The organism is Solimonas fluminis, from assembly GCF_002930645.1.
Classification (GTDB): Bacteria; Pseudomonadota; Gammaproteobacteria; order Nevskiales; family Nevskiaceae; genus Solimonas_A; species Solimonas_A fluminis.
Genome location: NZ_PSNW01000003.1, coordinates 338,069 through 361,135 on the forward strand (window position 1 = coordinate 338,069; position 23,067 = coordinate 361,135).

Below are 23,067 nucleotides of genomic sequence, written 5' to 3' on the forward strand. Positions count from 1 at the left end.
TTTCCATGAACATTGCCGTAGACCAGCGCGCCCTCGCCCGCCTGCCCCAGCAGCAGCGGGCCATCGACCGTTTCGAACTGGTGCTGCAGGAAGCGCAGACCCTGCTGGCGGAAGAAGGACTGGCGGGCTTCTCGATCCCGGCCGTGGCCGCGCGCCTGGGCTATACCCGCGCCAGCATCTACAAGTTCTTCCCCACGCCCTATGCCGTGCTGAACGAACTGGTTCGCCGCCATTTCGCGGGGCTGGAGCAGACCCTGGTGGCGGATGCGGCACAGCTGGCCAGGCGCGACTGGCAGGACGTGGTGCGCGCCATCGTCCATGCCGCCGCCGCCTTCCATAACGAACACCCCACCGGGATGATGCTGGCCCTGGGCGGCGCGGTGACCGACGAGAGCTACCGCAGCTATGAACTGACCGTGCGCCATCTCGGCGGCCTGGCGCGGCAGCTGCTGCAGGCGCGCGGGCTGACGGTGGCCGCCGAACCGGTGGACGTGGCGACCCTGGCGGTGGACGTGGCCACCACCTGCTTCCGGCACTCCTACATCGCCCACCGCCTCATCACGCCGGACTACGAGCGCGCGGCGGCCGACGTGATGATCGACTTCCTCGCCCGCCAGCTCGGCCTGCAGAAAGCCTGAACGCAGCCGCCGGTTTGACGCTGCGGGGCTGTCTCACTATCATTTGCGCCCCTCGGACAGTTAGCTCAGCGGTAGAGCATCGCTTTCACACGGCGGGGGTCACAGGTTCAAGCCCTGTACTGTCCACCAAACGAGAAGACAAAGGCCTGCAGCGATGCAGGCCTTTGTCGTTTCTGCCCCGCGGGGTTGAGCCCCGCCCCGTTCGCCGCTAGGCTGCGCCCCTTTCCCGCCGCCCCTGCCCCGCCATGACCGCCGTCCGCCCCCTGATGCTGGCCATCCAGCAACGCGATCTCGAAGCCGCCAAGGCCGCGCTGGAGCGCGATGCCTCCCAGGCCACCGACGCCATTCCCGGCGGGCTGTCGCCGCTGATGTTCGCGCTCTACAACGGCGCGCTGGAGATCGCCCAGCTGCTGAAGGGCTTCCGCCCGCTGGACGTGTTCGAGGCCGCGGCAATGAACGATGCCCGCCGCGTGGCGGAGCTGGTGGCGGCCAAGCCGGAGCTGACGAAGGAGTACAGCCCGGACGGCTGGACGCCGATGCACCTGGCGGCCTTCCTCGGCGCCCGCGAATCGCTGTTCGTGTTGCTGGGCCTGGGTGCGCCGATGGAAGCGGTGTCGCAGAACCCGATGAGCAACACGCCGATGCATGCCGCCATCGCCGGCCCGGCCGGCGAGGCGCTGGCACCGCTGCTGATCGGCTTCGGGGCGGACGTGAAGTACGTGGGCGGCAGCGGCGTCAGCGCGCTGCACCTGGCGGCCTCGCGCGGCTTCGACGGCCTGTGCAAGCTGCTGCTGTCGCGCGGTGCCGACCGCCTGGGCAAGACCGAGGACGGCAAGAACGCCGCCGAGATCGCCCGCGAGCGCGGTCACCTGAACACGGCAGCGATCCTGGACCTGGCGGGCTGATCGTTACCCGCTGTCGCGGGAGCGGCGCGAGTCGTGATCTCCGTCATGGGACATCGCAACTGGCGCCGCCCCCACAAAAATGAAGCCTCGCAGGAGCGGCCGTGGGCCGCGATGGGCTAGGCAGGAACTCCGAGGGTCGCGGCCAACGGCCGCTCCTAGGGGGTTGTCGCCTTGCCGCGCCGCGCGCGGAAGAATTCGCGCAGGATCTGGCCGCACTCCGCCTCCAGCACGCCGCCCTGCCAGGGCAGCCGGTGGTTGAGGCGCGGATGGGCGATGACGTCATACACCGAGTGCACGCCGCCGGCCTTGGGGTCCGGCGCGCCGTAGACCAGCCGGCCGATGCGCGCATGCACGATGGCGCCGGCGCACATCACGCAGGGTTCCAGCGTGACGTACAGCGTGGTGTCGAGCAGGCGGTAGTTGCCGACACGCTGCGCCGCGGCGCGCATGGCCAGCATCTCGGCATGCGCGCTGGGGTCGTGGTCGCCGATGGGCCGGTTCCAGCCCTCGCCGATGATGCGGCCTTCCTTCACCAGCACCGCGCCCACCGGCACCTCGCCCGCCTCCTGCGCACGGCGCGCCAGCAGCAGCGCATGGCGCATCCAGTGCTGGTCTTCCGGCGTGAAGGTCTCGGACATGGGGTCGGCGGGGATTGAACGGCGGGCCGTATCAATACCAGCAAATCGCCGCGCCGTCAGCGGCCGCGGCTTCAGGCGGTGACCGCCACCGGGCTGCGCTCGGCGAACTGTCCGTTCCAGTAGGGGTAGTAGGGATAGGCCGGGGTGACGCGGCTGGCGGCGTCGAGCCGCGACATCTGCGCGGCACTGAGCTGCCAGCCGAGGGCACCGAGGTTCTGCTGCAACTGCGCTTCGTCGCGCGCGCCGATCAGCACGCTGGACACGGTGGGCCGCTGCAGTAGCCAGTTGATCGCGATCTGCGGCACGGTCTTGCCGGTTTCCGCGGCGATCTCCTCCAGGGCGTCGATCACGCGGTAGAGCCGCTCCTCCTCCACCGGCGGCGCAAAGCCGGCGGTCTCGTGCAGGCGGCTGCCCGGCGGCAGCGGCTTGCCACGGCGGATCTTGCCGGTGAGGCGGCCCCAGCCCAGCGGGCTCCACACCAGGGCGCCGATGCCCTGGTCGATGCCCAGGGGCATCAGCTCCCATTCGTAGTCGCGCCCGATCAGCGAATAGTAGGCCTGGTTGGCGACATAGCGCTCCAGGCCGTGTCGATCCGAGGCGGCCAGCGATTTCATCAGCTGCCAGCCGGAGAAGTTGGAGACGCCGAGATAGCGCAGCTTGCCCTCGCGCACCAGCTGGTCCAGCGTGCGCAGCACCTGCTCCACCGGCGTCATCGCGTCGAAGGCATGCAGTTGCAGGATGTCGATGTGGTCCGTGTCCAGGCGCTTGAGCGCGGCGTGCACGCCCTCGACCAGGTGCTGGCGCGAGGAGCCGGCGTCATTGGGGCCCTGCCCCAAGCGCAGGGAAATCTTGGTGGAGAGGATCGCGCGCTGGCGGCGGCCCTTCAGCGCGGCACCGAGGATTTCCTCCGAGGCGCCGCCGGAATAGGCGTCGGCGGTGTCGAACAGGCTGACGCCGGCATCCAGGCAGATATCGACGATACGGCCTGCGGCGGCGACATCGGTATTGCCCCAGGCGCTGAACAGCGGGCCCTGCCCGCCGAAGGTGCCGGCGCCGAAGCCGAGTGCGGGAACCTTGAAGCCCGAATGACCGAGAAGGCGGTATTCCATAGTCTTGCTCCGGAAGAATGGAGGGAGGTGCGGCGCTCAGGCCGCGGTTTCGCAGGCGGCGGGGCCGCGCCGCGCGCGGCCGGCCCAGGCCAGCGCCAGTCCGGCCAGCGTGAACAGCAGGGCGACCGTGCCGAGCGTGCGCAGGCCGTGGCCCTGCGACAGGGTCAGGCTGCCGGCGGCGGCGCCCAGGGCATTGCCGAGATTGAACGCGGCGATGTTGAGGCTGGAGGCCAGCGTCTGGCCGGTGCCGGAGGCGGCCTCCAGCACGCGCAGCTGCAGCGGCGCCACCGTGGCGAAGGCCGCCACGCCGAGCACGCCGAAGAACAGAGCGGCGGCCCAGGGCGTGCCGATGGCCAGCGGCATCGCCGCGAACACCAGGGCCAGCGCGGCCAGCGTGGCGGGCACGGCCTTGGCCGGCGCACGGTCGGCCAGGCGGCCGCCCCCGATGTTGCCGGCGGCCAGGCCGACGCCGAACAGCAGCAGGATCGCCGACACGGTCTCGGCGGAGACGCCGGTGACGTCGATCAGCAGCGGCTGCACGTAGGTGTAGACGGCGAACACGCCGGCGAAGCCCATCACCGTGATCGCCAGGCCCAGCAGCACCTGCGGCCGCAGCAGCACCGCCAGTTCCTCGCGCAGCGGTGCCGGCCGGATGCGCGGCGCGGCCGCGGCCGGCACGAACAGCGCGATGATGGCGAAGGCCAGCAGGCCGATGACCACCACCGCCCAGAAGGTGGCGCGCCAGCCCAGGTGCAGACCCAGCCAGGCGCCTGCCGGCACGCCCAGCAGGGTGGCGGCGGTGAGGCCGGTGAACATGATGGCGATGGCCGATGCGCGGCGCTCCACCGGCACCAGGCCGGTGGCCACGATCGAGCCGACGCCGAAGAAGGTGCCGTGGGCCAGGGCCGTGACGACGCGCGCCGCCATCAGCCAGCCATAGTCGGGCGCCAGCGCGCAGGCCAGGTTGCCCAGGGTGAAGATGGCCATCAGCCCCAGCAGCACGAGCTTCTGCGGGAGCGCGCGGGTGGCGATGGTCAGCAGCGGCGCGCCGACGGTGACGCCGAGCGCGTAGCCGGAGATCAGCAGGCCGGCATCGTCCACGGACACCTGCAGGTCGGCGGCGACCTGCTGCAGCAGGCCCATGATGACGAATTCCGTGGTGCCGATCCCGAAGGCGCCGGCGGTCAGTGCGAGGAGTGCGATGGGCATGGTGGCGCGCACTGTATGCCCCGGGCCCCCGGATGAATATCCGGATACGAGGACGTACACTTGTGACTTCAATTCACAGATGGATCCGCCATGGCCCGCACCGAGATCAACCGCTCCGGCGAGATGGAGGCCTTCGTGCGCGTGGTGGACCGCGGCGGCTTCTCCGCGGCGGCGCGAGCGCTGGGCATGACGCCGTCCGCGATCAGCAAGCTGGTGGGACGGCTGGAGGCGAGGCTCGGCGCCCAGCTGGTGCATCGCTCCACGCGCAAGCTGCAGCTCACGGCGGAGGGCCAGCAGTTCTATGAGGCCAGCCGGCGCGTGCTGGCGGACATGGACGAGGCCGAGCACGGCGTCGCCACCGGCGCCGCGCCGCGCGGGCGCGTCAGCATCAATACCAGTACCTCCTTCGGCTCGCAGGTGCTGCTGCCGCTGCTGCCACGCTTCCTGGAGCAGTACCCGCAGCTGGCGCTGGATGTGGCGCTGACCGACCGCGTGGTGGACCTGATCGACGAGCGCGCCGACATCGCGGTGCGCTGGGGCCCACTGCCCTCCTCCGCACTGGTGGCGCGCCGGCTGGGGGAGACGACGCAGGTCATCGTCGGCTCGCCGGGCTATCTCGCGCGGCAGGGCTTGCCCCGGAAGCCGGAGGATCTGCGCGCGCACCAGCAGCTGGATTTCAGCTACCGCCGCCGCGTACCGGACTGGCCGCTGCGTGTGGGCGGCAAGGCGGTCGATGTTCCGGTGCAGGGCCGCCTGCGCAGCAGCGACGGCGAGGCACTGCGGCAGATGGCGGTGGCGGGACTGGGACTCGCACGCCTGTCGCGCTACCACGTCCAGGCCGACCTCGACGCCGGCCGGCTGGTGGCGGTGCTGGAGAAGTACAACCCGATGGAGACCGAGCCGATCCACGCCGTCTACCTCGGCAAGCCGGGCAGCCTGCCGGCGCGGGTGCGGGCGGTGCTGGATTTCCTGGTGGAGCAGCTGGCGCGGGATGCGCGCCTCAGCCGGCCGCCGTCGAGGATGCGGCCCTGATCCCCGGAGTCCTCCGGCTCAGCCGCGCTGATCCAGGCGCCACTGCCGCGGCGACAACCCGGTCTGCGCCTTGAACACGCGCGACAGCGCCGCCTCGCTGCCGTAGCCGACGTCGTGGACGATCATCTTCAGTGAGCGTCCACGGCGCAGCGCCTGCTGCGCCAGGCCGATGCGCCAGGCCTGCAGGTAGGCGCCCGGCGTGCAGCCCACCACCTCGCGGAAGCTGCGGGCGAAGACGCTGCGCGACATGCCCGCGGCTTCGGCGAGCGCCTCCAGCGACCAGTCCTGCGCCGGCTTTTCGTGCATGGCGATCAGGGCGTGGCGCAGGCGCGCATGCGACATGCCCGCCAGCATGCCGCCCCGCACCCGGCCCTGCTCCATCAGCTGGCGCAGCACCTGGATCAACACGACCTCGAACAGGCGGTCGAGCAGGGCCTGGCGGCCGCAGTTCTGCTGGAAGGCCTCGTCGAACAACAGCGACAGCACGCCCTCGGCGCCCTGCAGGTCCTCCAGCGCCATGCAGGTGAAGGGCGGCAGGGCGGCGGCGATGGGATTGGCGGCCTCGCCGCCGAAGCTGACCTGGGCACAGGCGAAGTCCGCGCCGCTGTCGGGGTCGGTGATGAAGCGGTGCGCCATCGGCCGCGGGTACAGCAGCAGGCTCGGGCGCGTGATCTCCGCCGCCGTCACGCCGCCATGCCGGACCTCCACGCGACCGCGCCGGATGAGGTGGATCTGGCCGGTATCCCCCGAGCCGTCCAGCTCGTTGATGCCGCAGAGGGCCCCGGCATGGAACACCCGGGCGCTGACCGTGAAGCGTTCCAGCAGGGCGGCAAGGCGGTCGGCCATTCGGCACTCCTGATCAAATTTTAAGGACTTTCTGCAACCAATCGTACTCCCATCGGGCGCAAAGTTCCTCCTGCCGATTGGCACCACCCTTTCCACGAAGCAGGAGTCCACCATGTCCATCGCCAAGATCCTCTACACCGCCGAAGCGACCTCCACCGGAGGCCGCGAAGGCCGCTCCACCTCCTCCGACGGCGTCCTCGACCTGCAGTTGTCCACGCCGCGCGAACTCGGCGGCGCCGGCGGCCCCGGCACCAACCCGGAACAGCTTTTCGCCGCCGGCTATTCGGCCTGCTTCCTCGGCGCACTGAAGTTCGTGGCCGGCCAGGCCAAGGTCGCGCTGCCGGCCGATACGCAGATCACCGGCCGCGTCGGCATCGGCCAGATCCCCACCGGCTTCGGCATCGAGGTGGAGCTGCGCATCCGCGTGCCCGGCCTGGCCCGCGAGCAGGTCCAGGCGCTGGTCGACAAGGCGCACATCGTCTGCCCGTACTCCAACGCCACGCGCGGAAACATCGACGTCTCGCTGGTGCTGGTCGATTGAGCCCCCTACCCCACGACAGGAGCATTCCCATGAAAAACCTGCATCGCTTCTTCCTGCTGCCGGCGCTGGCGCTCGCAGCCACCCTCCAGGCCCACGCGGCCTCCCCTGCCGCCATCGAGAAGACGGCCAGCACCATCACCACGCGCGACGGCGTGCAGCTCTACTACAAGGACTGGGGCCCGCGTGACGGCCAGGTCGTGACCTTCAGCCACGGCTGGCCCTTGAGCTCGGACAGCTGGGAATCGCAGATGATGTTCCTGGCCTCGAAGGGCTACCGCGTGGTCGCCCACGACCGCCGCGGCCATGGACGCTCCAGCCAGCCCTGGGAAGGCAACGACATGGACCACTACGCCGACGATCTCGCTGCGGTGATCGAGGCCCTGGACCTGAAGCAGGTGACCCTGGTGGGCTTCTCCACCGGCGGCGGCGAGGTGGCGCGCTACATCGGGCGCCACGGCACGGCCCGCGTGAAGAAAGCCGTGCTGGTCAGCGCCGTCACGCCGCTGATGCTCAAGACGCCGGACAACCCGGGCGGAACGCCGCTGGAAGTGTTCGACGGCCTGCGCAAGGCCTCGCTGGAGAACCGCTCGCAGCTCTACCTGGATCTCGCCTCCGGCCCCTTCTACGGCTACAACCGGCCGGGCGCCAAGTCCTCGCAGGGCCTGATCCAGTCGTTCTGGGTGCAGGGCATGCAGGGCGGCCACAAGAACACCTACGACTCGATCGCGGCGTTTTCGGCCACCGACCTGCGGCCGGACCTGAGGAAGTTCGACGTGCCGACGCTGCTGATCCACGGCGACGACGACCAGGTGGTGCCGATCGACGCCAGCGCGCGGGCCGCGGTGAAGCTGATCCGCAATGCCAAGCTGATCGTCTACCCGGGCGCGCCGCATGGGCTGCCGGATACGCACAAGGAGCGGCTGAACCAGGACCTGCTGGAGTTCCTGAAGCGTTGAGACGGCAGCCGGAAAGAAAGAACCCCACGCGACGCGTGGGGTTCTTTCTTTCCGCTACTCCCATTCGATGGTAGCCGGCGGCTTGCCGGAGATGTCGTAGACCACTCGGGATACACCGGGAATCTCGTTGACGATGCGGCGCGAGCAGACGTCCAGCAGTTCGTAGGGCAGATGCGCCCAGTGGGCCGTCATGAAGTCGATGGTCTGCACGGCGCGCAGGGCGATGACGGGCTCGTAGCGGCGGCCGTCGCCGGTGACGCCCACGCTCTTCACCGGCAGGAATACGGCGAAGGCCTGGGAGGTCTTGTCGTACCAGCCGCTCCGGCGCAGTTCCTCGATGAAGATGTGGTCGGCCAGGCGCAGGGTATCGGCGGCGGCCTTGGTGACCTCTCCGAGGATGCGCACGCCCAGGCCGGGGCCCGGGAAGGGATGGCGGTAGACCATCTCGCGCGGCAGGCCGAGCTCCACGCCGATGGCGCGCACCTCGTCCTTGAACAGCTCGCGCAGCGGCTCCACCAGCTTCATCTTCATGCGCTCGGGCAGGCCGCCGACGTTGTGGTGGCTCTTGATGACGTGGGCCTTCTTGGTCTTGCCGCCGGCGGACTCGATGACGTCCGGGTAGATGGTGCCCTGGGCCAGGAAGTCGATGCCCTGCAGCTTGGCCGACTCCTCCTCGAACACCTCGACGAACAGGCGGCCGATGATCTTGCGCTTGGCCTCCGGATCGCTGACGCCGGCCAGCTCGCGCAGGAAGCGCTCCTCGGCATCCACGCGGATGACCTTCACGCCGAGGTGGTCGGCGAAGATCTTCATGACCTGGTCGCCTTCCTGGTGGCGCAGCAGGCCGTGGTCCACGAAGACACAGGTCAGCTGCTCGCCGATGGCCTTGTGCAGCAGGGCGGCGACCACGGAGGAGTCGACGCCGCCGGACAGGCCCAGCAGCACCTTGGACGTTCCGACCTGCTTGCGCACGGTCTCGATGGCGTCCTCGATGATGCGGCCCGGCTTCCAGGCGTCGCCGCAGCCGCAGATTTCGTGCAGGAAGCGCGAATAGATGCGCGCGCCCTGGGTGGTGTGCGTGACCTCCGGGTGGAATTGCAGGGCGTAGTAGTTCCGCGACTCGTCGGCCATGCCGGCGATCGGCACGTCCTTGGTGGAGGCGATGCGCTTGAAGCCCTCGGGCAGTTGCGAAACGTGGTCGCCGTGCGACATCCACACGTCGAGCAGGCCGTGGCCCTCGTCGTTGACGCGGTCCTCGATGTCCTTGAGCAGGCGCGATTGGCTGTGCGCCCGGATCTCGGCATAGCCGAATTCCTTCACCGAGCCCGGATCGACCTTGCCGCCCAGTTGCGCGGCCATGGTCTGCATGCCGTAGCAGATGCCCAGCACCGGCACATTCAGGTCCCAGACCGCCTGCGGCGCGGCGGGGGCGTTCGGCTCGATCACCGATTCCGGTCCGCCGGACAGGATCACGCCCTTGGGCGCGAAGGCACGGATGTCCTCGTCCGTCATGTCCCAGGGATGCAGCTCGCAGTACACGCCGAGTTCGCGCACGCGGCGGGCGATCAGCTGCGTGTACTGGCTGCCGAAATCGAGGATCAGGATCTTGTCGCTATGGATGTTCATGGACGTCATGTGAAAAGCCCCGGCGAGGCCGGGGCGTGGTTCTCTTACTCGGCGCGGTAGTTCGGTGCTTCCTTGACGATCGTCACGTCATGGACATGCGATTCGCGCATGCCCGCCGAGGTGATCTTCACGAACTTGGTGCGCGTGCGCATCTCTTCCATGTTCTGGCAGCCGGTGTAGCCCATGCTGGCGCGCAGGCCGCCGACCATCTGGTGGACGATGGCGGACATCGGGCCCTTGTAGGCGACGCGGCCCTCGATGCCTTCCGGCACCAGCTTCTCGACCTCGGCCGTGGTGTCCTGGAAGTAGCGGTCCTTGGAGCCCTGCGCCATGGCGCCCATGGAGCCCATGCCGCGGTAGGACTTGTAGGAACGGCCCTGCCAGAGCTCGACCTCGCCCGGAGCTTCCTCGGTGCCGGCCAGCATGGATCCGACCATGACGGCATAGGCGCCGGCCGCCAGGGCCTTGGCGAAGTCGCCGGAGTAGCGGATGCCGCCGTCGGAAATGAACGGGATGCCGCTGCCCTTCAGCGCCGCGGCCACGCTCATCACGGCGCCGATCTGCGGCACGCCGACGCCGGCGACGACGCGGGTGGTGCAGATGGAGCCGGGACCGATGCCGACCTTGACCGCGTCGGCGCCGGCCTTGACCAGGGCCAGGGCGGCGTCGCCGGTGGCGATGTTGCCGCCGACCACCTGCAGGTCGGGGTAGGTGTGCTTGATCCAGGACACGCGGTCCAGCACGCCCTTGGAATGGCCATGGGCGGTGTCGACCACCACCAGGTCCACGCCGGCCTCCACCAGGGCGGCGACGCGCTCCTCGGTGTCGCCGCCGGTGCCGACCGCGGCACCGACGCGCAGGCGGCCCTTCTCGTCCTTGCAGGCCATCGGGAAGTCCTTGGACTTCTGGATGTCCTTGACGGTGATCATGCCGCGCAGCTGGAAGCCGCCGTTGACCACCAGCACCTTCTCGATGCGGTGCTCGTGCAGCTTGGCGATGACTTCCTCGCGCGAGGCGCCTTCCTTGACCGTCACCAGGCGCTGCTTGGGCGTCATGATGCGGGAGACCGGCTCGTCGTAGCGGGTCTCGAAGCGCAGGTCGCGGCTGGTGACGATGCCGACCAGTTCCTTGCCGTCCACCACCGGCACGCCGGAGATGCGATTGGCGCGGGTCAGCTTGAGCACCTCGCCCACGGTCATGGTGGGGGGGACGGTGATCGGATCGGTGATGACGCCGCTTTCGTACTTCTTGACCGAACGGACCTCGGCGGCCTGGCGGGCCGGGGTCAGGTTCTTGTGGACGATGCCCATGCCGCCTTCCTGGGCCAGGGCGATGGCCAGCTTGGCCTCGGTCACCGTATCCATGGCTGCGGACAGCAGCGGGATGTTCAGCCGGATGCGCCGGGTCAGCTGGGTGGAGGTATCTACTTGCCGCGGAAGGACTTCGGAATACGCGGGCAAGAGCAGAACGTCGTCGAAGGTGAGGGCTTCGCTCTCGATTCTCGTCATTAACATGGCTCCAAAACGATATTATACAGAGGTACCGGCTCCCTTTCGATGGCCCGGTCATTATTCATGCCGCCATCCGACCGCCCCCAGGACCCCGCCCGCCGTACCGTCTACCAGGTCTCCGAGCTGGCCGAGACCCTGCGCGGCCTGCTGGAGGACAGCCTGCCGCGGGTCTGGATCCAGGGCGAGATCTCCAATTTCTCCCGGCCGGCCTCGGGCCACTGGTATTTCACGATCAAGGACGCCCGCGCCCAGCTGCGCTGCGCCATGTTCCGCAATGCCAACCTGCACGTGCGGCCGCCGCCCCGCGACGGCGACCTGGTGCTGCTGCGCGCCCAGGTCACGGTCTACCCGGCCCGCGGCGAGCTGCAGCTGGTGGTGGAGCATATGGAACCGGCCGGCCAGGGCGCCCTGCTGCGCGCCTTCGAGGAGCTTAAGCGCCGCCTGGCCTCCGAGGGCCTGTTCGACGAACACCTCAAGCGCGAACTGCCGGCGGTGCCGCGCCGCATCGGCGTCATCACCTCCGGCACGGGGGCGGCGCTGCAGGACATCCTCAGCACACTGTCGCGCCGCTTCCCGCTGGCCGAGGTGGTCCTGGCCGCGGTACCGGTGCAGGGGCCGGAGGCCGCGCCGGCCATGATCCGCGCGCTGCGCGAGCTGCCCCGGACGAACCCCGACGTGATCCTGCTGGCCCGCGGCGGCGGCTCGCTGGAGGACCTCTGGGCCTTCAACGACGAGCAGCTGGCCCGCGCCATCCGCGCCTGCCCTGTGCCGGTGGTCAGCGGCGTGGGCCACGAGATCGATTTCACCATCGCCGACTTCGCCGCCGACCACCGCGCGCCCACGCCCACCGGCGCGGCCGAGGCGGCGAGCCCCGACATCGCCGAATGGGCGGAGCGCCTGCTGGCCCGCGAGCGCAGCCTGGCGCATGCGCTGCAGCGCGCCCTGCGCCAGGACGGCGAGCGCCTGGAGCGGCAGGTCCGCCGTCTGGAACTGCTGCATCCCGGCCGCCGCCTGCGCGACGCCGCGCAGCGCCTGGATGAACTGGGAACCCGCCTGCAGGCGGCGGTGCAGCAGCGCCTGGAGCGCGGCGGCCAGCGCCGGCAGCATCTCCATGCCCGCCTGGGCACGGCCACGCCGCTGCTGGCCATCGCCCAGCAGCGGCGCAAGCTGGACCATGCCCGCGACCTGCTGCGCGGCCGCCTCGGTCTTTCGCTGCAGCAGGCGCAGGCGCGCCTGGGGCGCAGCGATTCGCTGCTGGCCAGCCTCAACCCGCGTGCCGTGCTGGAGCGCGGCTATGCCATCGCACTCGATGCGCAGGGCCGGGCCCTGACCGAAGCCGCGCAGGCCGCTCCCGGCGATGCGCTGCAGATCCTGCTCGGCCGCGGCGCGGTCGATGCCACCGTCACCCAGATCAAACCAGAGAAGTAACCACCATGGCCTGGCTGCAACTGCGCGTCTCGAGCGCGCACCCCGAATTCGCCGACGAAATCCTGCTGGCCAACGGCGCCAGCGCGGTCAGCATGGTCGACGCCGAGGACGATCCGGTGCTGGAACCAGCCCCGGGCGAAACGCCGCTGTGGCGCAACACCGTGACCCTGGGCCTGTTCCCCGAGGATACGGACCTGGACCCGGTGGTCGCGGCGCTGCGCGAGCTGCTGCCCGACGGCAATGAAGCAACATTCAAGACCGAACTGATCGAGGACCAGGACTGGGTGCGCGTCTGGCTCAAGGACTGCCCGCCGCTGCGCTTCGGCGAGCGCTTCTGGGTGGTGCCGCACGAGAAGCTCGGCGAGGTCACGGACCCCGAAGCCACCGTGCTCAAGCTGGACCCGGGGCTGGCCTTCGGCACCGGCACGCATCCCACCACGGCGCTGTGCCTGGAATGGCTCGCCGGCCAGGACCTGCGGGGCAAGACCGTGCTCGACTTCGGCTGCGGCTCGGGCATCCTGGCCATCGCCGCGCTGCTGCTCGGTGCCGAGAAGGCGATCTGCGTGGACATCGACCCGCAGGCCCTGCTGGCCACCCGCGACAACGCCGAGCAGAACGGCGTGGCCGACCGCGTGAAGACGATGCTGCCCGATGCCTTCGCACCCTTCCCCGCCGACATCGTGCTGGCCAACATCCTGGCCAATCCGCTGATGCAGCTGGCCCCGCTGCTGGCCTCCTCGATCCGCCCCGGCGGCGACCTGGTGCTGGCCGGCCTGCTGGACCGCCATGCCGAGGAGATCCACGGCGCCTACGAATCCTGGTTCGACTTCCACGACGACGTCAGCAAGGAAGGCTGGACGCGCATCAGCGCCGTCTGCCGCATGCCGGCCCTGATCAGCTTCCGCCGCTACGGCGAGCGCATCGCCACCGCCGGCCAGCCGCAGCCGGCACACTTCCCGGTGCTGGCCCGCGCGGGCTATGCCGCGGTGATCAACCTGGCCACCGAAGCCTCGTCGAACTGGCTGCGCGACGAAGCGCAGCTCTGCGCGCAGCAGGGCCTGCCCTACCACCATCTGCCGGTGGCCTGGACGCAGCCGACGCCGGCCGACTTCGAAGGCTTCACTGCGCTGCTGGACAAGTTGCAGGACCAGAAGCTGTTCATCCACTGCGCCCTCAACATGCGCGTGTCCGCGTTCATGTTTCTCCATCGCGTCCTGAACTTGGGCGAGAGTGTGGAAGCGGCTTCGCAGGATCTGCATGCGGTGTGGACGCCCGACGAAACCTGGCAGCGCTTCATCGACGGCATGCTGCAGCGCCGCTTGTCAAGCTGACACGTCACAAACTTCACCGGAATCCGAGCTTCTTTCCCGGGGCGACTGGGAGTATTATTGCCGCCCGCTTTTTTCTGGCTCGCCACGCGCACGGTGCGTCAAGGAAGACTCCATGTCCGCATACAAGATTTCAGACATCAAGCCGCTGAACCATTCGGTTGCCGAGTGTCTGGATGACTATTTCCGTGCGCTCAACGGACATGCCCCGAAGAACCTGTACGACACCATCCTCGACCAGGTCGAACCGCCGCTGCTGCGCGCCACGCTGAAGTACTGCGACGGCAACCAGTCCAAGGCCGCCGAGATGCTCGGCCTGAACCGCGCCACGCTGCGAAAGAAGCTCAAGCAGTACAAGATCAAACCAACCGCGCCCTAGGGCGCGGTTTTTCTTTACAGCAACCCAGGAAATCCATGATGAAGACCCCGGTGAAGCGCGCGCTCCTGTCCGTTTCCGACAAGACCGGCATCGTCGAACTGGCCCGCGAACTGCACGGCCGCGGCGTCGAACTGCTCTCCACCGGCGGCACCTACAAGCTGCTGAAGGACTCCGGCCTGCCGGCCGTGGAGGTCTCGGCGCACACCGGCTTCCCCGAGATCATGGACGGCCGCGTGAAGACCCTGCACCCGAAGATCCACGGCGGCCTGCTGGGGCGCCGCGACATCGACGGCGAGGTCATGGCGCAGCACGGCATCGCCGCCATCGACCTGCTGGTGGTCAACCTCTACCCCTTCGAGCAGACCGTGGCCAAGCCCGACTGCTCGCGCGAGGACGCCATCGAGAACATCGACATCGGCGGCCCGGCGATGCTGCGCGCCGCCGCCAAGAACCACGCCTGGGTCAGCGTGCTGGTGGACCCGGCGGACTACGCTCCGGTGCTGGCCGAAATGGATGCCGGCGGCGTGACCCGTGCAACCCGCGAGCGCCTGGCCGTGAAGGTCTACAGCCACACCGCCCGCTATGACGGCATGGTCGCCGCCTACCTCTCCAGCCTCGACAGCGAGGGCAACCGCGCCGTGTTCCCGGCCGTGATGGGCCTGCAGTTCGGCAAGCTGCAGGACATGCGCTACGGCGAGAACCCCCACCAGCGCGCCGCCTTCTACGCCGAGAAGAATCCCGAGGCCGGCACCATCGCCGCGGCGAAGCAAGTGCAGGGCAAGGAACTGTCCTACAACAACATCGCCGACGCCGATGCCGCGCTGGAATGCGTCAAGAGCTTCGACGAGCCGGCCTGCGTCATCGTCAAGCACGCCAACCCCTGCGGCGTAGCCGTGGCAGCGTCGATCCTGGATGCCTACAACCTGGCCTACCAGACCGATCCCACCTCGGCATTCGGCGGCATCATCGCCTTCAACCGCGAACTGGATGGCGCCACCGCCAAGGCCATCGTCGATCGCCAGTTCGTGGAGGTGATCATCGCTCCCACCGCCACCGCCGAGGCCAAGGCCGCGGTCGCCGCCAAGCAGAACGTGCGCCTGATGGAATGCGGCCAGTGGCCCGCCCGCCGCGCCCCGGCGCTGGACTACAAGCGCGTGGCCGGCGGCCTGCTGGTGCAGGACCGCGACGACGCCACCATGAGCCGCGAGCAGCTCAAGGTCGTCAGCAAGCGCGCGCCGACCGAGGCCGAGCTGGCCGACCTGCTGTTCGCCTGGCGCGTGGCCAAGTTCGTGAAGTCCAACGCCATCGTCTACACCAAGAACCACCAGACCATCGGCGTGGGTGCCGGCCAGATGAGCCGCGTCTACTCCGCCAAGATCGCCGGCATCAAGGCCGCCGACGAGAAGCTGGAAGTGAAGGGCTCGGTGATGGCCTCCGACGCCTTCTTCCCGTTCCGAGACGGCATCGACGCCGCCGCAGCCGCCGGCATCACCGCGGTGATCCAGCCGGGCGGTTCGATGCGCGACAACGAGGTGATCGCCGCCGCGGATGAACATGGGATGGCGATGGTGTTCACCGGGGTGCGTCACTTCCGGCACTAAGCGAAGAAGCGACAACGAAAAGCCCCGCGTCCGGGAATGGACGCGGGGCTTTTCTTCTAGGCATCCCGGAAGGCGGGATGCCCTTCGCTTCGCCTGGAGGGTCGAGCCGGACAGGATGTCCGGCCGAGGGCCCACAGGCCATGGATGGCCTGTGGGCCCGACCCGGCAGCGCCCGGCCACCACGCAGGTTGCCCTGCCAGCGCGGGGCCGCTCGGACTTGGGGGTCCTTTCTCTTGCTTACTTCTCTTTGGACAAGCAAAGAGAACCAAGTCGCCCCTGGGCGAAATAAACCAACAGAGATCCGCAGAACCTGACCGGCGTCGTCGCCGGCACCACCGGCAAGCTGCAGTGCATGCCTCGATACGCCGCTACGCGGCACTCGGCATGGGCGGTTCGGTTGGTGATCCAGAGAGGAATATGAATCAGTCGGGCAGCGTGATCGTCCCACTCATGTAAGGCAGCACCGGCCCCGTCATCCACACGCGGTCGCCTTCCAACCGGCAACTCAACACCGCCCCGCGCTTCGACAACTGCGCCGCCGCCAGCTGCGTCCGACCGATGCGCTGCGCCCAGTACGGCATCAGCAGGCAATGCGCCGACCCCGTCGCCGGGTCCTCGTCGATGCCCATGCTGGGCGCGAAGAAGCGCGAGACGAAGTCCTCGCTGTTGCGCCGCCCGGGAGCGGTGACGCAGACCGCCCGCGCCGGCAGGCGCCGCAGCGCGGCGAAATCCACCGGCAGGCCCTCGATGGTGCGGGCGGAGTCGTAGACCACCAGCCAGATGCCGCTGTGCTCCAGCACCCGCACCGGCTGCGCGCCCAGCGCCTCCGGCAGCCCCGCGGGGATCCCGGCCAGGGGCATGGCCGGCCGCGCCGGCAGGTCCAGCCACAGGCCGCCCTCGCCCCGCTCCACCTGCAGGACGCCGGCCTGCCGCGTGCGGAAGCGCACGCGCGGCGCCTGCCAGCCCAGCAGTTCGAGCAGCACGTGGCCGCTGGCCAGCGTGGCATGGCCGCAGAGGTCCACCTCCACCGTGGGCGTGAACCAGCGCAGCAGGAAATCGGCTTCGCCGGTCTGGTCGGGCGCGAAGAAGGCCGTCTCGGCCAGGTTGTTCTCGGCGGCGATCTGCTGCATGACGGCATCCGGCAGCCAGGCCGGCAGCGGACAGACCGCGGCGGGGTTGCCGGCGAAGAGGCGCGGGGCGAAGACATCGAGCTGGTACAGCGGGATGGCGCTGGCCATGGCAGGTCCGGGTGAGGATCAGGCCAAGGATACGGGCAGACCCGGAACGGCGGCAGGCACAGGGGGCGCGCAAAGGCGCCGCCGCTGTGCCTCAGGCGGCGATGGTCATCTTCTTCAGCAGCACCGAGCCGCTGCGGGTCCCCGCCAGCAGGTCCACGTCGCTGCCCAGGGCGGCGATGTCGCGGTACATCTCCAGCAGGTTGCCGGCGATGGTCAGTTCCTGCACCGGGTAGGCGATCTCGCCGTTTTCCACCCAGAAGCCGGCGGCACCGCGCGAGTAGTCGCCGGTCACGCCGTTGACGCCGTGGCCCAGAAGTTCGGTGACGATCAGGCCCTCGTGCATCTCGCGCACCAGGGCCCGGAAGTCCTTGTCGCCCGGACGCACGACGAGGTTGTAGACGCCGCCGGCGTTGCCGGTGCTCTGCAGTCCCAGCTTGCGCGCGGAGTAGCTGCCCAGCAGCCAGCCCTGCAGCACGCCGTCGTCCACCAGCACGCGCGGTTCCGTGGCCACGCCCTCGCTGTCCCAGGCGGCGCTGGCGGAACCGCGCGGCAGGTGCGGCTGCTGCTCCAGACGCACCAGCGGCGAAAACACCGGCTGGCCGAGCTTGTCGAGCAGGAAGCTGGCCTTGCGGTACAGGGAGCCGCCCGAGATGGCGCCGACGAAGTGGCCCCAGAGACCGCGTGCCAGTTCCGGCGGGAACAGCACCGGGGCCTGGCGGGTGGTGAGCTTGCGCGAGCCCACGCGCGCCGCGGCGCGCTCGCCGGCGCGGCGGCCGATGGCCTCGGCCGGCAGCAGGTCGGACGGGCGGCGCGCACCGGAGTACCAGTAGTCGCGCTGCATCTCCTCGCCCTCGCCCGCGACCACGGCGCAGCTGATGCTGTGCTGGGAGCCGTGGCGATGGCCGATGAAGCCGTGGCTGTTGGCATAGACCGACACGCCGCGGTGGCTGGCGACGCTGGCGCCTTCGCTCTGGCTGATGCGCGCATCGGCGGCGAAGGCGGCGGCCTCGCAGGACTTCGCCAGCTCGATGGCCTGCTCCGGCGACAGGTCCCAGGGGTGGTCCAGGTCCAGTTCCGGAAACTCGCGCGCCATGCGCTCCGGATCGGCCAGGCCGTTGCAGGGATCCTCGCCGGTGGCCTGGGCGATGTCGCAGGCGGCGCGCACGGCCTCGGCGATGCCCCGGTCGGAGAAGTCACCGGTGCTGGCATTGCCCTTGCGCTGGCCGAAATAGACCGTCACGCCCAGGTCGCGGTCCTGCTGGAACTCCAGGCTCTCGATCTCGCTCTTGCGCACCGACAGCGAGAAGCCGCGGCTGGCCGAGAGACTGGCCTCGGCGGCGGTGGCGCCGAAGGCGCGGGCGCGCTCCAGCACCTGCTGCACACGGTCGGCGAGTTCGGAAGGAGACGGCAGCGTGGCGGGAGGCTGGGCAGTCATGGGGATCTTCTGGAATTCTCTTTGCTGGACTCCTCGCGGAGTCCGGTTCAGATCAGCGCGGTATCGATGTCGATCTTGCCGCTGAGGGTCTTGTGCACCGGGCACTTGTTGGCGATGCCGAGGAGATACTCGCGCTGCTCGCCGGTCAGTTCGCCGACCAGTTCGATGCGGCGGTGCATCAGGTGGCTGCCGTCGGCCGCCTTCTCGTGGTCCACCTCGACGCGCACGTCGGTGAGGGCGAAGCCCTTGCGGCGCGCGACCAGGGTCAGGGTCAGCGCGGTGCAGCTGCCCAGGGCGGCGTCCAGCAGGTCATGCGGTGCCGGGCCCTGGTTGTCGCCGCCGACGGACTCCGGCTCGTCCGAGTAGAAGGTGTTGGGTCCGCAGACGATCTGCTGCTTGAGCTTGCCGTCCGCCGCCTTGGATACCTTGATCATGCTTGCGCTCCTGTAGGGAACCTCTGAAAAAGTCCGTTCGTGCTGAGCCTGTCGAAGCATGGGCGGGCTTTCTCCGAGGCCGGTCCATTGGTTACCGTACACCCTTCGACAGGCTCAGGGCGAACGGTAACTTTTTCAGAGCTTCCTTAGGGCCGCCAGACGCTCCGGCGTGCCGACATCGGACCATAGCCCTTCATGCAGTTCCGCGGAAACCCTGCCGTGCCGGGCCGCCTCGCGCAGCAGCGAGGCCAGGCCGAAGGCGCCGGGCTGGCTGCCGGCGAACAACTCCGGCCGCAGCACGGACAGGCCGCTGAAGGTGTACTGCGGTGCCGCCGGCTCGGGCACGCGCCCGTGCGCCAGCGCAAAGTCGCCGCGCGGGTTGTGCGCCGGGTTGGGCACCAGCACCAGATGGGCCAGGTCGCCCGCCGGCAGGGCCTGCGCCCGCGCCAGCAGGCGCGACAGCGGGAAGTCGGTGAAAACGTCGCCGTTCAGCAACAGGAACGGGGCCTCGCCCAGCAGCGGCAGGGCCTTGAGGATGCCGCCGCCGGTCTCCAGCGCCGGCCAGCCCTCGTCGGACCAGTCGATGTGCAGGCCATGGGCACTGCCGTCTCCGAAATGCTCCCGGATCTTCGCGCCGAGCCAGCCGAGGTTGATCACCACCTCGCGCACGCCGGCGGCGGCCAGGGCATCCAGGTGATGCGCGGCCAGCGGCTTGCCGCGCACTTCCAGCAGCGGCTTGGGCGTGTGGTCGGTCAGCGGGCGCATGCGCTCGCCGCGGCCGGCGGCCAGGATGAAGGCCTTGGTCACGCGCGCATGCCGAGTTCGTCGAACAGGCCCAGCAGCGGCTGCAGCTCGGCATAGCGTCCGGCGGTCTCGCGCACGTAGCGGATGAAGCGCGGCACGTCGGCCAGGTAGTGGGGCTTGCCGTCGCGGTAGTTGATGCGCGCGAAGATGCCGATCACCTTCAGGTGGCGCTGCAGGCCCATCCACTCGAAGTCGCGGAAGAAGGCCTCGAAGTCAGCGGGCAGCGGCAGGCCGGCGGCGCGGCCGGCGCTCCAGTACTGGCGGGCCCAGCCCTGCACGCGCTCGGCCGGCCAGGACAGGAAGGCGTCCTTGAACAGCGACACCACGTCGTAGCTGATCGGGCCTTCCACCGCGTCCTGGAAGTCCAGGATGCCGGGGTTGGGCGTGGAGATCATCAGGTTGCGCGGCATGTAGTCGCGGTGCACGTAGACCCGCGGCTGCGCCAGCGCCGCCTGCACCAGCAGGCTGTCGATGCGCTCCAGGGTGGCGGCCTGGGCCGGGCTCAGGCTGCGCTGCAGGTGGCGCGCCACGTACCAGTCCGGGAACAGTGCCAGTTCACGGCGCAGCAGCGCCTCGTCGTAGGGCTGCAGTTCGCCCGGCCGGGTGGACAGCTGCCAGCGCACCAGGGCGGCGATGGCGTCGGCGAACAGGGCGTCGGCGTTGTCCGCGTTGATCACGTGCAGGTAGGTCTGGCGGCCGAGGTCCCCGAGCAGCAGGAAGCCCTCCCCCAGGTTCTGCGCCAGGATCTGCGGCCCATGCAGGCCGGCGCCCAGCAGCAGGCCGGCGACATGGATGAAGGGCCGGCAGTCCTCGCGCTCGGGCGGGGCGTCCATCAGGACCCAGCTGCGACCCTGGTGCTCCAGGCGGAAATAGCGGCGGAAGCTGGCGTCGGCGGAGGCCGGGGCAAAGGCGGCGTCGGCGAGGCCCAGCTCGCGCAGGGCCCACTCGCGGGCGCGGGCGGCGCGCGGATCGAGATCGGTGGTGAGGCTGTTCACGGATGAGGTCACGGAAAGATCGCGCCAGCTTACACGAAGGGCCCCCCCGCGATGGACACGGCCCGCCCTCAAAAACCATACTTCGGGGCCAACGAGAACCCGCCTTGCATCCTCTGACCCGCCCTGCCCTGCACTGGCTCGCCCTGGCGGCCGGCCTGAGCCTCTCCGCCCCCGCCTGGGCCCTGGAAGAGGGCAACGCCTCCTGTCCGCAGCTGGACTTCGGCGTCGCCGCGCCGGAGCCGACGCTGGACCCCGAGCAGGTGATCCTCAACGCCGACCATGCGGCGCTGGAGCAGGACGGGCTGTCCAAGCTGATCGGCTCGGTGCGCCTGCGCCAGGGCGACAAGCTGTTCAGCGCCGAGCAGATGGACTATGACGACCGCGAGAACACCGTGCGGGTCAATGCCGAATCGGTATTCCGCAACCGTGAGATGAGCGTGCGCTCGCAGGAGGCGGAATTCGACCTGGACAGCCAGACCGGCGTGTTCCACGACAGCGAGTTCACCATGCCGTCCAACTCGGCCCGCGGCACGGCGGGGCGCCTGTCGCTGAACCGAGAGGGCCAGGCCGAGATGGAGAAGGTCAGCTTCACCACCTGCGCGCCCGACTCGCACGGCTGGGAACTGCATGCCGGCGACATCCGCATGGACAAGGCCACCGGCTTCGGCACCGCGCGCAATGCCCGCCTCGATTTCCTGGGCCTGCCGATCCTGTATGCGCCCTGGTTCCGCTTCCCGATCGACGACCGCCGCCATACCGGCCTGCTGTACCCGACCGTGGGCGACTCGGACCGCACCGGCTTCGACATGCAGGTGCCCCTGTACCTGAACCTGGCGCCGAACTACGACGCCACGCTGACGCCGCGCCTGATGACCGACCGCGGCACGCAGATCGCCACCGATTTCCGCTACCTGCTGGGCCGTGGCGAGGGCAAGGCGCGCTACGAATACCTCAGCGAGGACAAGAAGACCGGCGAGATGCGGGACTACGCCCATCTCGAGCACCGCAGCCTGCTCAATGCCCGCACCTCGCTGGCGATGCTGTACGACGGCACCAGCGACAAGACCTACTTCGAGGACTTCGGCGGCCGCCTGGACCTGTCCGCGATCACCCACCTGGAGCGCAGCGCCCGCCTGACCTACCAGGCGCCGGCCGCCTACCGGGTGCAGGCCCTGGTGCAGGATTTCCAGCCGCTGGCCTCGTCGCTGGTCGCGGTGGACGATCCCTATCGCCGCCTGCCGCAGGTGCTGGTCGACGCCGAGACGCGCAAGAGCCTGTTCGACACGCGCGCCGGCTTCGTCGGCGAGTACGTCAACTTCGTGCGCGAGGACTCCGTGCAGGGCCAGCGCATCGACCTGCGCCCCTACCTGCGCACCGAGCGCGAAGGTGCGGCCTGGTTCGCCCGCGGGCAGCTCGGCTACGACTACACCACCTACAAGCTGACCGATACGGACTTCTCCCCCGGCCAGAGCACCGATCCCAGCCGCAGCCTGCCGACCTTCAGCGCCGAGTACGGCCTGCGCTTCGAGCGCATCACCGGGAGCAACCAGCTGCAGCTGCTGGAACCGCGGGTGTTCTACCTCTATACGCCCTACGAGAACCAGGACGACCAGCCGGTGTTCGACGGCGGCGAGCCGGACTTCGAGTTCACCCAGCTGTTCTCGCAGAACCGCTTCCTGGGCCGCGACCGCGTCTCCGACGCCAACCACGTCGCCATCGCCACCACGCTGCGCCAGCTCGATCCGGACAGCGGCGTCACCCGCTTCAGCGCCAGCATCGGCCAGCTGTTCCGCTTCCAGGCCCCGCGCGTGACCCTGCCGGACGGAACCGCGCCGGACAGCGGCGCCACCGACTTCATCGCCAGCCTGGACTACCGCATCAGCGAGAAACTGCGCACCGTGATGGCGGCGCAGTGGTCGCCGAGCGAGAACGAGTTCAACCGCACCAGCTTCGGCTTCAGCTACCGCAGTGATCGCCGGCGCCTGGACCTGGGCTACCGCTACCGCGAGAACCAGCTGGAGCAGACCGACGTCATCCTGTCCACGCCGCTATGGCAGCGCTGGAGCGCCGCGGGGCGCTGGCGCTATTCCCTGGAGGACGAGCAGACCCTGGATACCCAGGCCGGCCTGCAGTACGAGACCTGCTGCTGGGCCCTGCGCACCTCCTACCGCCGCTACATCGCCACCACCTCCGGCGACTTCAGCAGCGGCATCTATGTGCAGCTCGCGCTCAAGGGTCTCGGCCAGATCGGCTCCGGCTCCGGACTACTGCAGTCCGACAGCGACTTCTATGAGTGATTATTAATACAAAAACAATACAATGATCGAGATTTTGTCTCGGCATGAAACTTGATGGCCCTTGCCGCAGTCCGAGCAGCGAGCATTTCCCTGCGCATCGGCGATAATCCCGCCCTC

At 69.3% G+C, this 23,067-nt stretch carries 20 protein-coding genes, 1 tRNA gene and 1 pseudogene; 11 read left to right on the plus strand and 11 right to left on the minus strand.

Features of this window, described 5'->3' with window-relative positions; genetic code table 11:
• The first annotated feature begins 5 nt into the window (after positions 1–5).
• The 3 genes from C3942_RS07930 (at position 6) to C3942_RS07940 (ending at position 1,543) form a co-directional block, all read left to right on the plus strand.
• Entirely contained in the window at positions 6–638 is a 633-nt protein-coding gene (locus tag C3942_RS07930) for a TetR/AcrR family transcriptional regulator (RefSeq protein ID WP_133164269.1), read from the plus strand.
• A gap of 54 nt (positions 639–692) precedes the next feature.
• A tRNA-Val gene (locus C3942_RS07935) sits at positions 693–767 on the plus strand.
• A 116-nt stretch (positions 768–883) separates the two neighbouring features.
• Positions 884–1,543, plus strand: a complete 660-nt coding sequence (locus C3942_RS07940; protein ID WP_104229838.1) for an ankyrin repeat domain-containing protein — start codon at positions 884–886, stop codon at positions 1,541–1,543.
• A 155-nt stretch (positions 1,544–1,698) separates the two neighbouring features.
• Here the strand turns inward: C3942_RS07940 and tadA are convergent, their stop codons facing one another.
• From tadA to C3942_RS07955, 3 genes are all read right to left on the minus strand, one after another.
• Complete coding sequence (gene tadA / locus C3942_RS07945; RefSeq protein ID WP_104229839.1) at positions 1,699–2,181, minus strand: tRNA adenosine(34) deaminase TadA; 483 nt, start codon at positions 2,179–2,181, stop codon at positions 1,699–1,701.
• A 71-nt stretch (positions 2,182–2,252) separates the two neighbouring features.
• Positions 2,253–3,290, minus strand: a complete 1,038-nt coding sequence (locus tag C3942_RS07950; protein ID WP_104229840.1) for an aldo/keto reductase — start codon at positions 3,288–3,290, stop codon at positions 2,253–2,255.
• 36 nt (positions 3,291–3,326) lie between these two features.
• Positions 3,327–4,499, minus strand: coding sequence for an MFS transporter (locus tag C3942_RS07955; protein ID WP_104229946.1), 1,173 nt, complete (start codon positions 4,497–4,499; stop codon positions 3,327–3,329).
• 90 nt (positions 4,500–4,589) lie between these two features.
• Here C3942_RS07955 and C3942_RS07960 point away from each other — a divergent pair, with 90 nt between their 5' ends.
• On the plus strand, positions 4,590–5,531 hold the full coding sequence (locus C3942_RS07960) for a LysR family transcriptional regulator (RefSeq protein ID WP_104229841.1): 942 nt from the start codon (positions 4,590–4,592) through the stop codon (positions 5,529–5,531).
• An 18-nt stretch (positions 5,532–5,549) separates the two neighbouring features.
• Here the strand turns inward: C3942_RS07960 and C3942_RS07965 are convergent, their stop codons facing one another.
• A complete protein-coding gene (locus C3942_RS07965; protein WP_104229842.1) occupies positions 5,550–6,377 on the minus strand; it encodes an AraC family transcriptional regulator in 828 nt (275 codons plus the stop codon).
• Between the two features lie 112 nt (positions 6,378–6,489).
• On the opposite strand from C3942_RS07965, the gene C3942_RS07970 reads away from it, so the two are divergent.
• Together C3942_RS07970 and C3942_RS07975 are read left to right on the plus strand one after the other, a co-directional pair.
• Entirely contained in the window at positions 6,490–6,918 is a 429-nt protein-coding gene (locus tag C3942_RS07970) for an organic hydroperoxide resistance protein (protein WP_104229843.1), read from the plus strand.
• Positions 6,919–6,947: 29 nt separating this feature from the next.
• Positions 6,948–7,874, plus strand: a complete 927-nt coding sequence (locus tag C3942_RS07975; RefSeq protein ID WP_104229844.1) for an alpha/beta fold hydrolase — start codon at positions 6,948–6,950, stop codon at positions 7,872–7,874.
• Positions 7,875–7,928: 54 nt separating this feature from the next.
• Here the strand turns inward: C3942_RS07975 and guaA are convergent, their stop codons facing one another.
• Both guaA and guaB read right to left on the minus strand, forming a co-directional pair.
• Positions 7,929–9,500, minus strand: coding sequence for a glutamine-hydrolyzing GMP synthase (gene guaA / locus C3942_RS07980; RefSeq protein ID WP_104229947.1), 1,572 nt, complete (start codon positions 9,498–9,500; stop codon positions 7,929–7,931).
• Between the two features lie 44 nt (positions 9,501–9,544).
• A complete protein-coding gene (gene guaB / locus C3942_RS07985; RefSeq protein ID WP_104229845.1) occupies positions 9,545–11,008 on the minus strand; it encodes an IMP dehydrogenase in 1,464 nt (487 codons plus the stop codon).
• A 66-nt stretch (positions 11,009–11,074) separates the two neighbouring features.
• Between guaB and xseA the strand changes: the two genes are divergently transcribed.
• From xseA to purH, 4 genes and pseudogenes are all read left to right on the plus strand, one after another.
• Positions 11,075–12,439, plus strand: coding sequence for an exodeoxyribonuclease VII large subunit (gene xseA, locus C3942_RS07990; protein WP_104229846.1), 1,365 nt, complete (start codon positions 11,075–11,077; stop codon positions 12,437–12,439).
• Positions 12,440–12,444: 5 nt separating this feature from the next.
• Positions 12,445–13,308, plus strand: a pseudogene (prmA, locus tag C3942_RS07995) (50S ribosomal protein L11 methyltransferase); the annotation flags it as partial.
• A 574-nt stretch (positions 13,309–13,882) separates the two neighbouring features.
• Entirely contained in the window at positions 13,883–14,146 is a 264-nt protein-coding gene (locus C3942_RS08000; protein ID WP_104229848.1) for a helix-turn-helix domain-containing protein, read from the plus strand.
• A gap of 38 nt (positions 14,147–14,184) precedes the next feature.
• On the plus strand, positions 14,185–15,747 hold the full coding sequence (gene purH, locus C3942_RS08005; protein WP_104229849.1) for a bifunctional phosphoribosylaminoimidazolecarboxamide formyltransferase/IMP cyclohydrolase: 1,563 nt from the start codon (positions 14,185–14,187) through the stop codon (positions 15,745–15,747).
• Between the two features lie 422 nt (positions 15,748–16,169).
• Here purH and C3942_RS08010 read toward each other — a convergent pair whose 3' ends face one another.
• From C3942_RS08010 to C3942_RS08030, 5 genes are all read right to left on the minus strand, one after another.
• The gene (locus tag C3942_RS08010; RefSeq protein ID WP_104229850.1) at positions 16,170–16,985 is read right to left on the minus strand and encodes a PhzF family phenazine biosynthesis protein; all 816 of its coding nucleotides are present in this window, start codon (positions 16,983–16,985) and stop codon (positions 16,170–16,172) included.
• A 91-nt stretch (positions 16,986–17,076) separates the two neighbouring features.
• A complete protein-coding gene (gene pmbA, locus C3942_RS08015) occupies positions 17,077–18,420 on the minus strand; it encodes a metalloprotease PmbA (protein WP_104229851.1) in 1,344 nt (447 codons plus the stop codon).
• 47 nt (positions 18,421–18,467) lie between these two features.
• Entirely contained in the window at positions 18,468–18,854 is a 387-nt protein-coding gene (locus tag C3942_RS08020) for an OsmC family protein (RefSeq protein WP_104229852.1), read from the minus strand.
• Between the two features lie 135 nt (positions 18,855–18,989).
• A complete protein-coding gene (gene murU, locus C3942_RS08025; protein WP_279331025.1) occupies positions 18,990–19,661 on the minus strand; it encodes an N-acetylmuramate alpha-1-phosphate uridylyltransferase MurU in 672 nt (223 codons plus the stop codon).
• Entirely contained in the window at positions 19,658–20,665 is a 1,008-nt protein-coding gene (locus C3942_RS08030; RefSeq protein WP_243393543.1) for an aminoglycoside phosphotransferase family protein, read from the minus strand. Before C3942_RS08030 ends, murU begins: the two co-directional genes overlap by 4 nt.
• A gap of 92 nt (positions 20,666–20,757) precedes the next feature.
• Here C3942_RS08030 and C3942_RS08035 point away from each other — a divergent pair, with 92 nt between their 5' ends.
• Entirely contained in the window at positions 20,758–22,950 is a 2,193-nt protein-coding gene (locus C3942_RS08035) for an LPS-assembly protein LptD (RefSeq protein ID WP_165797377.1), read from the plus strand.
• Positions 22,951–23,067: the final 117 nt, after the last annotated feature.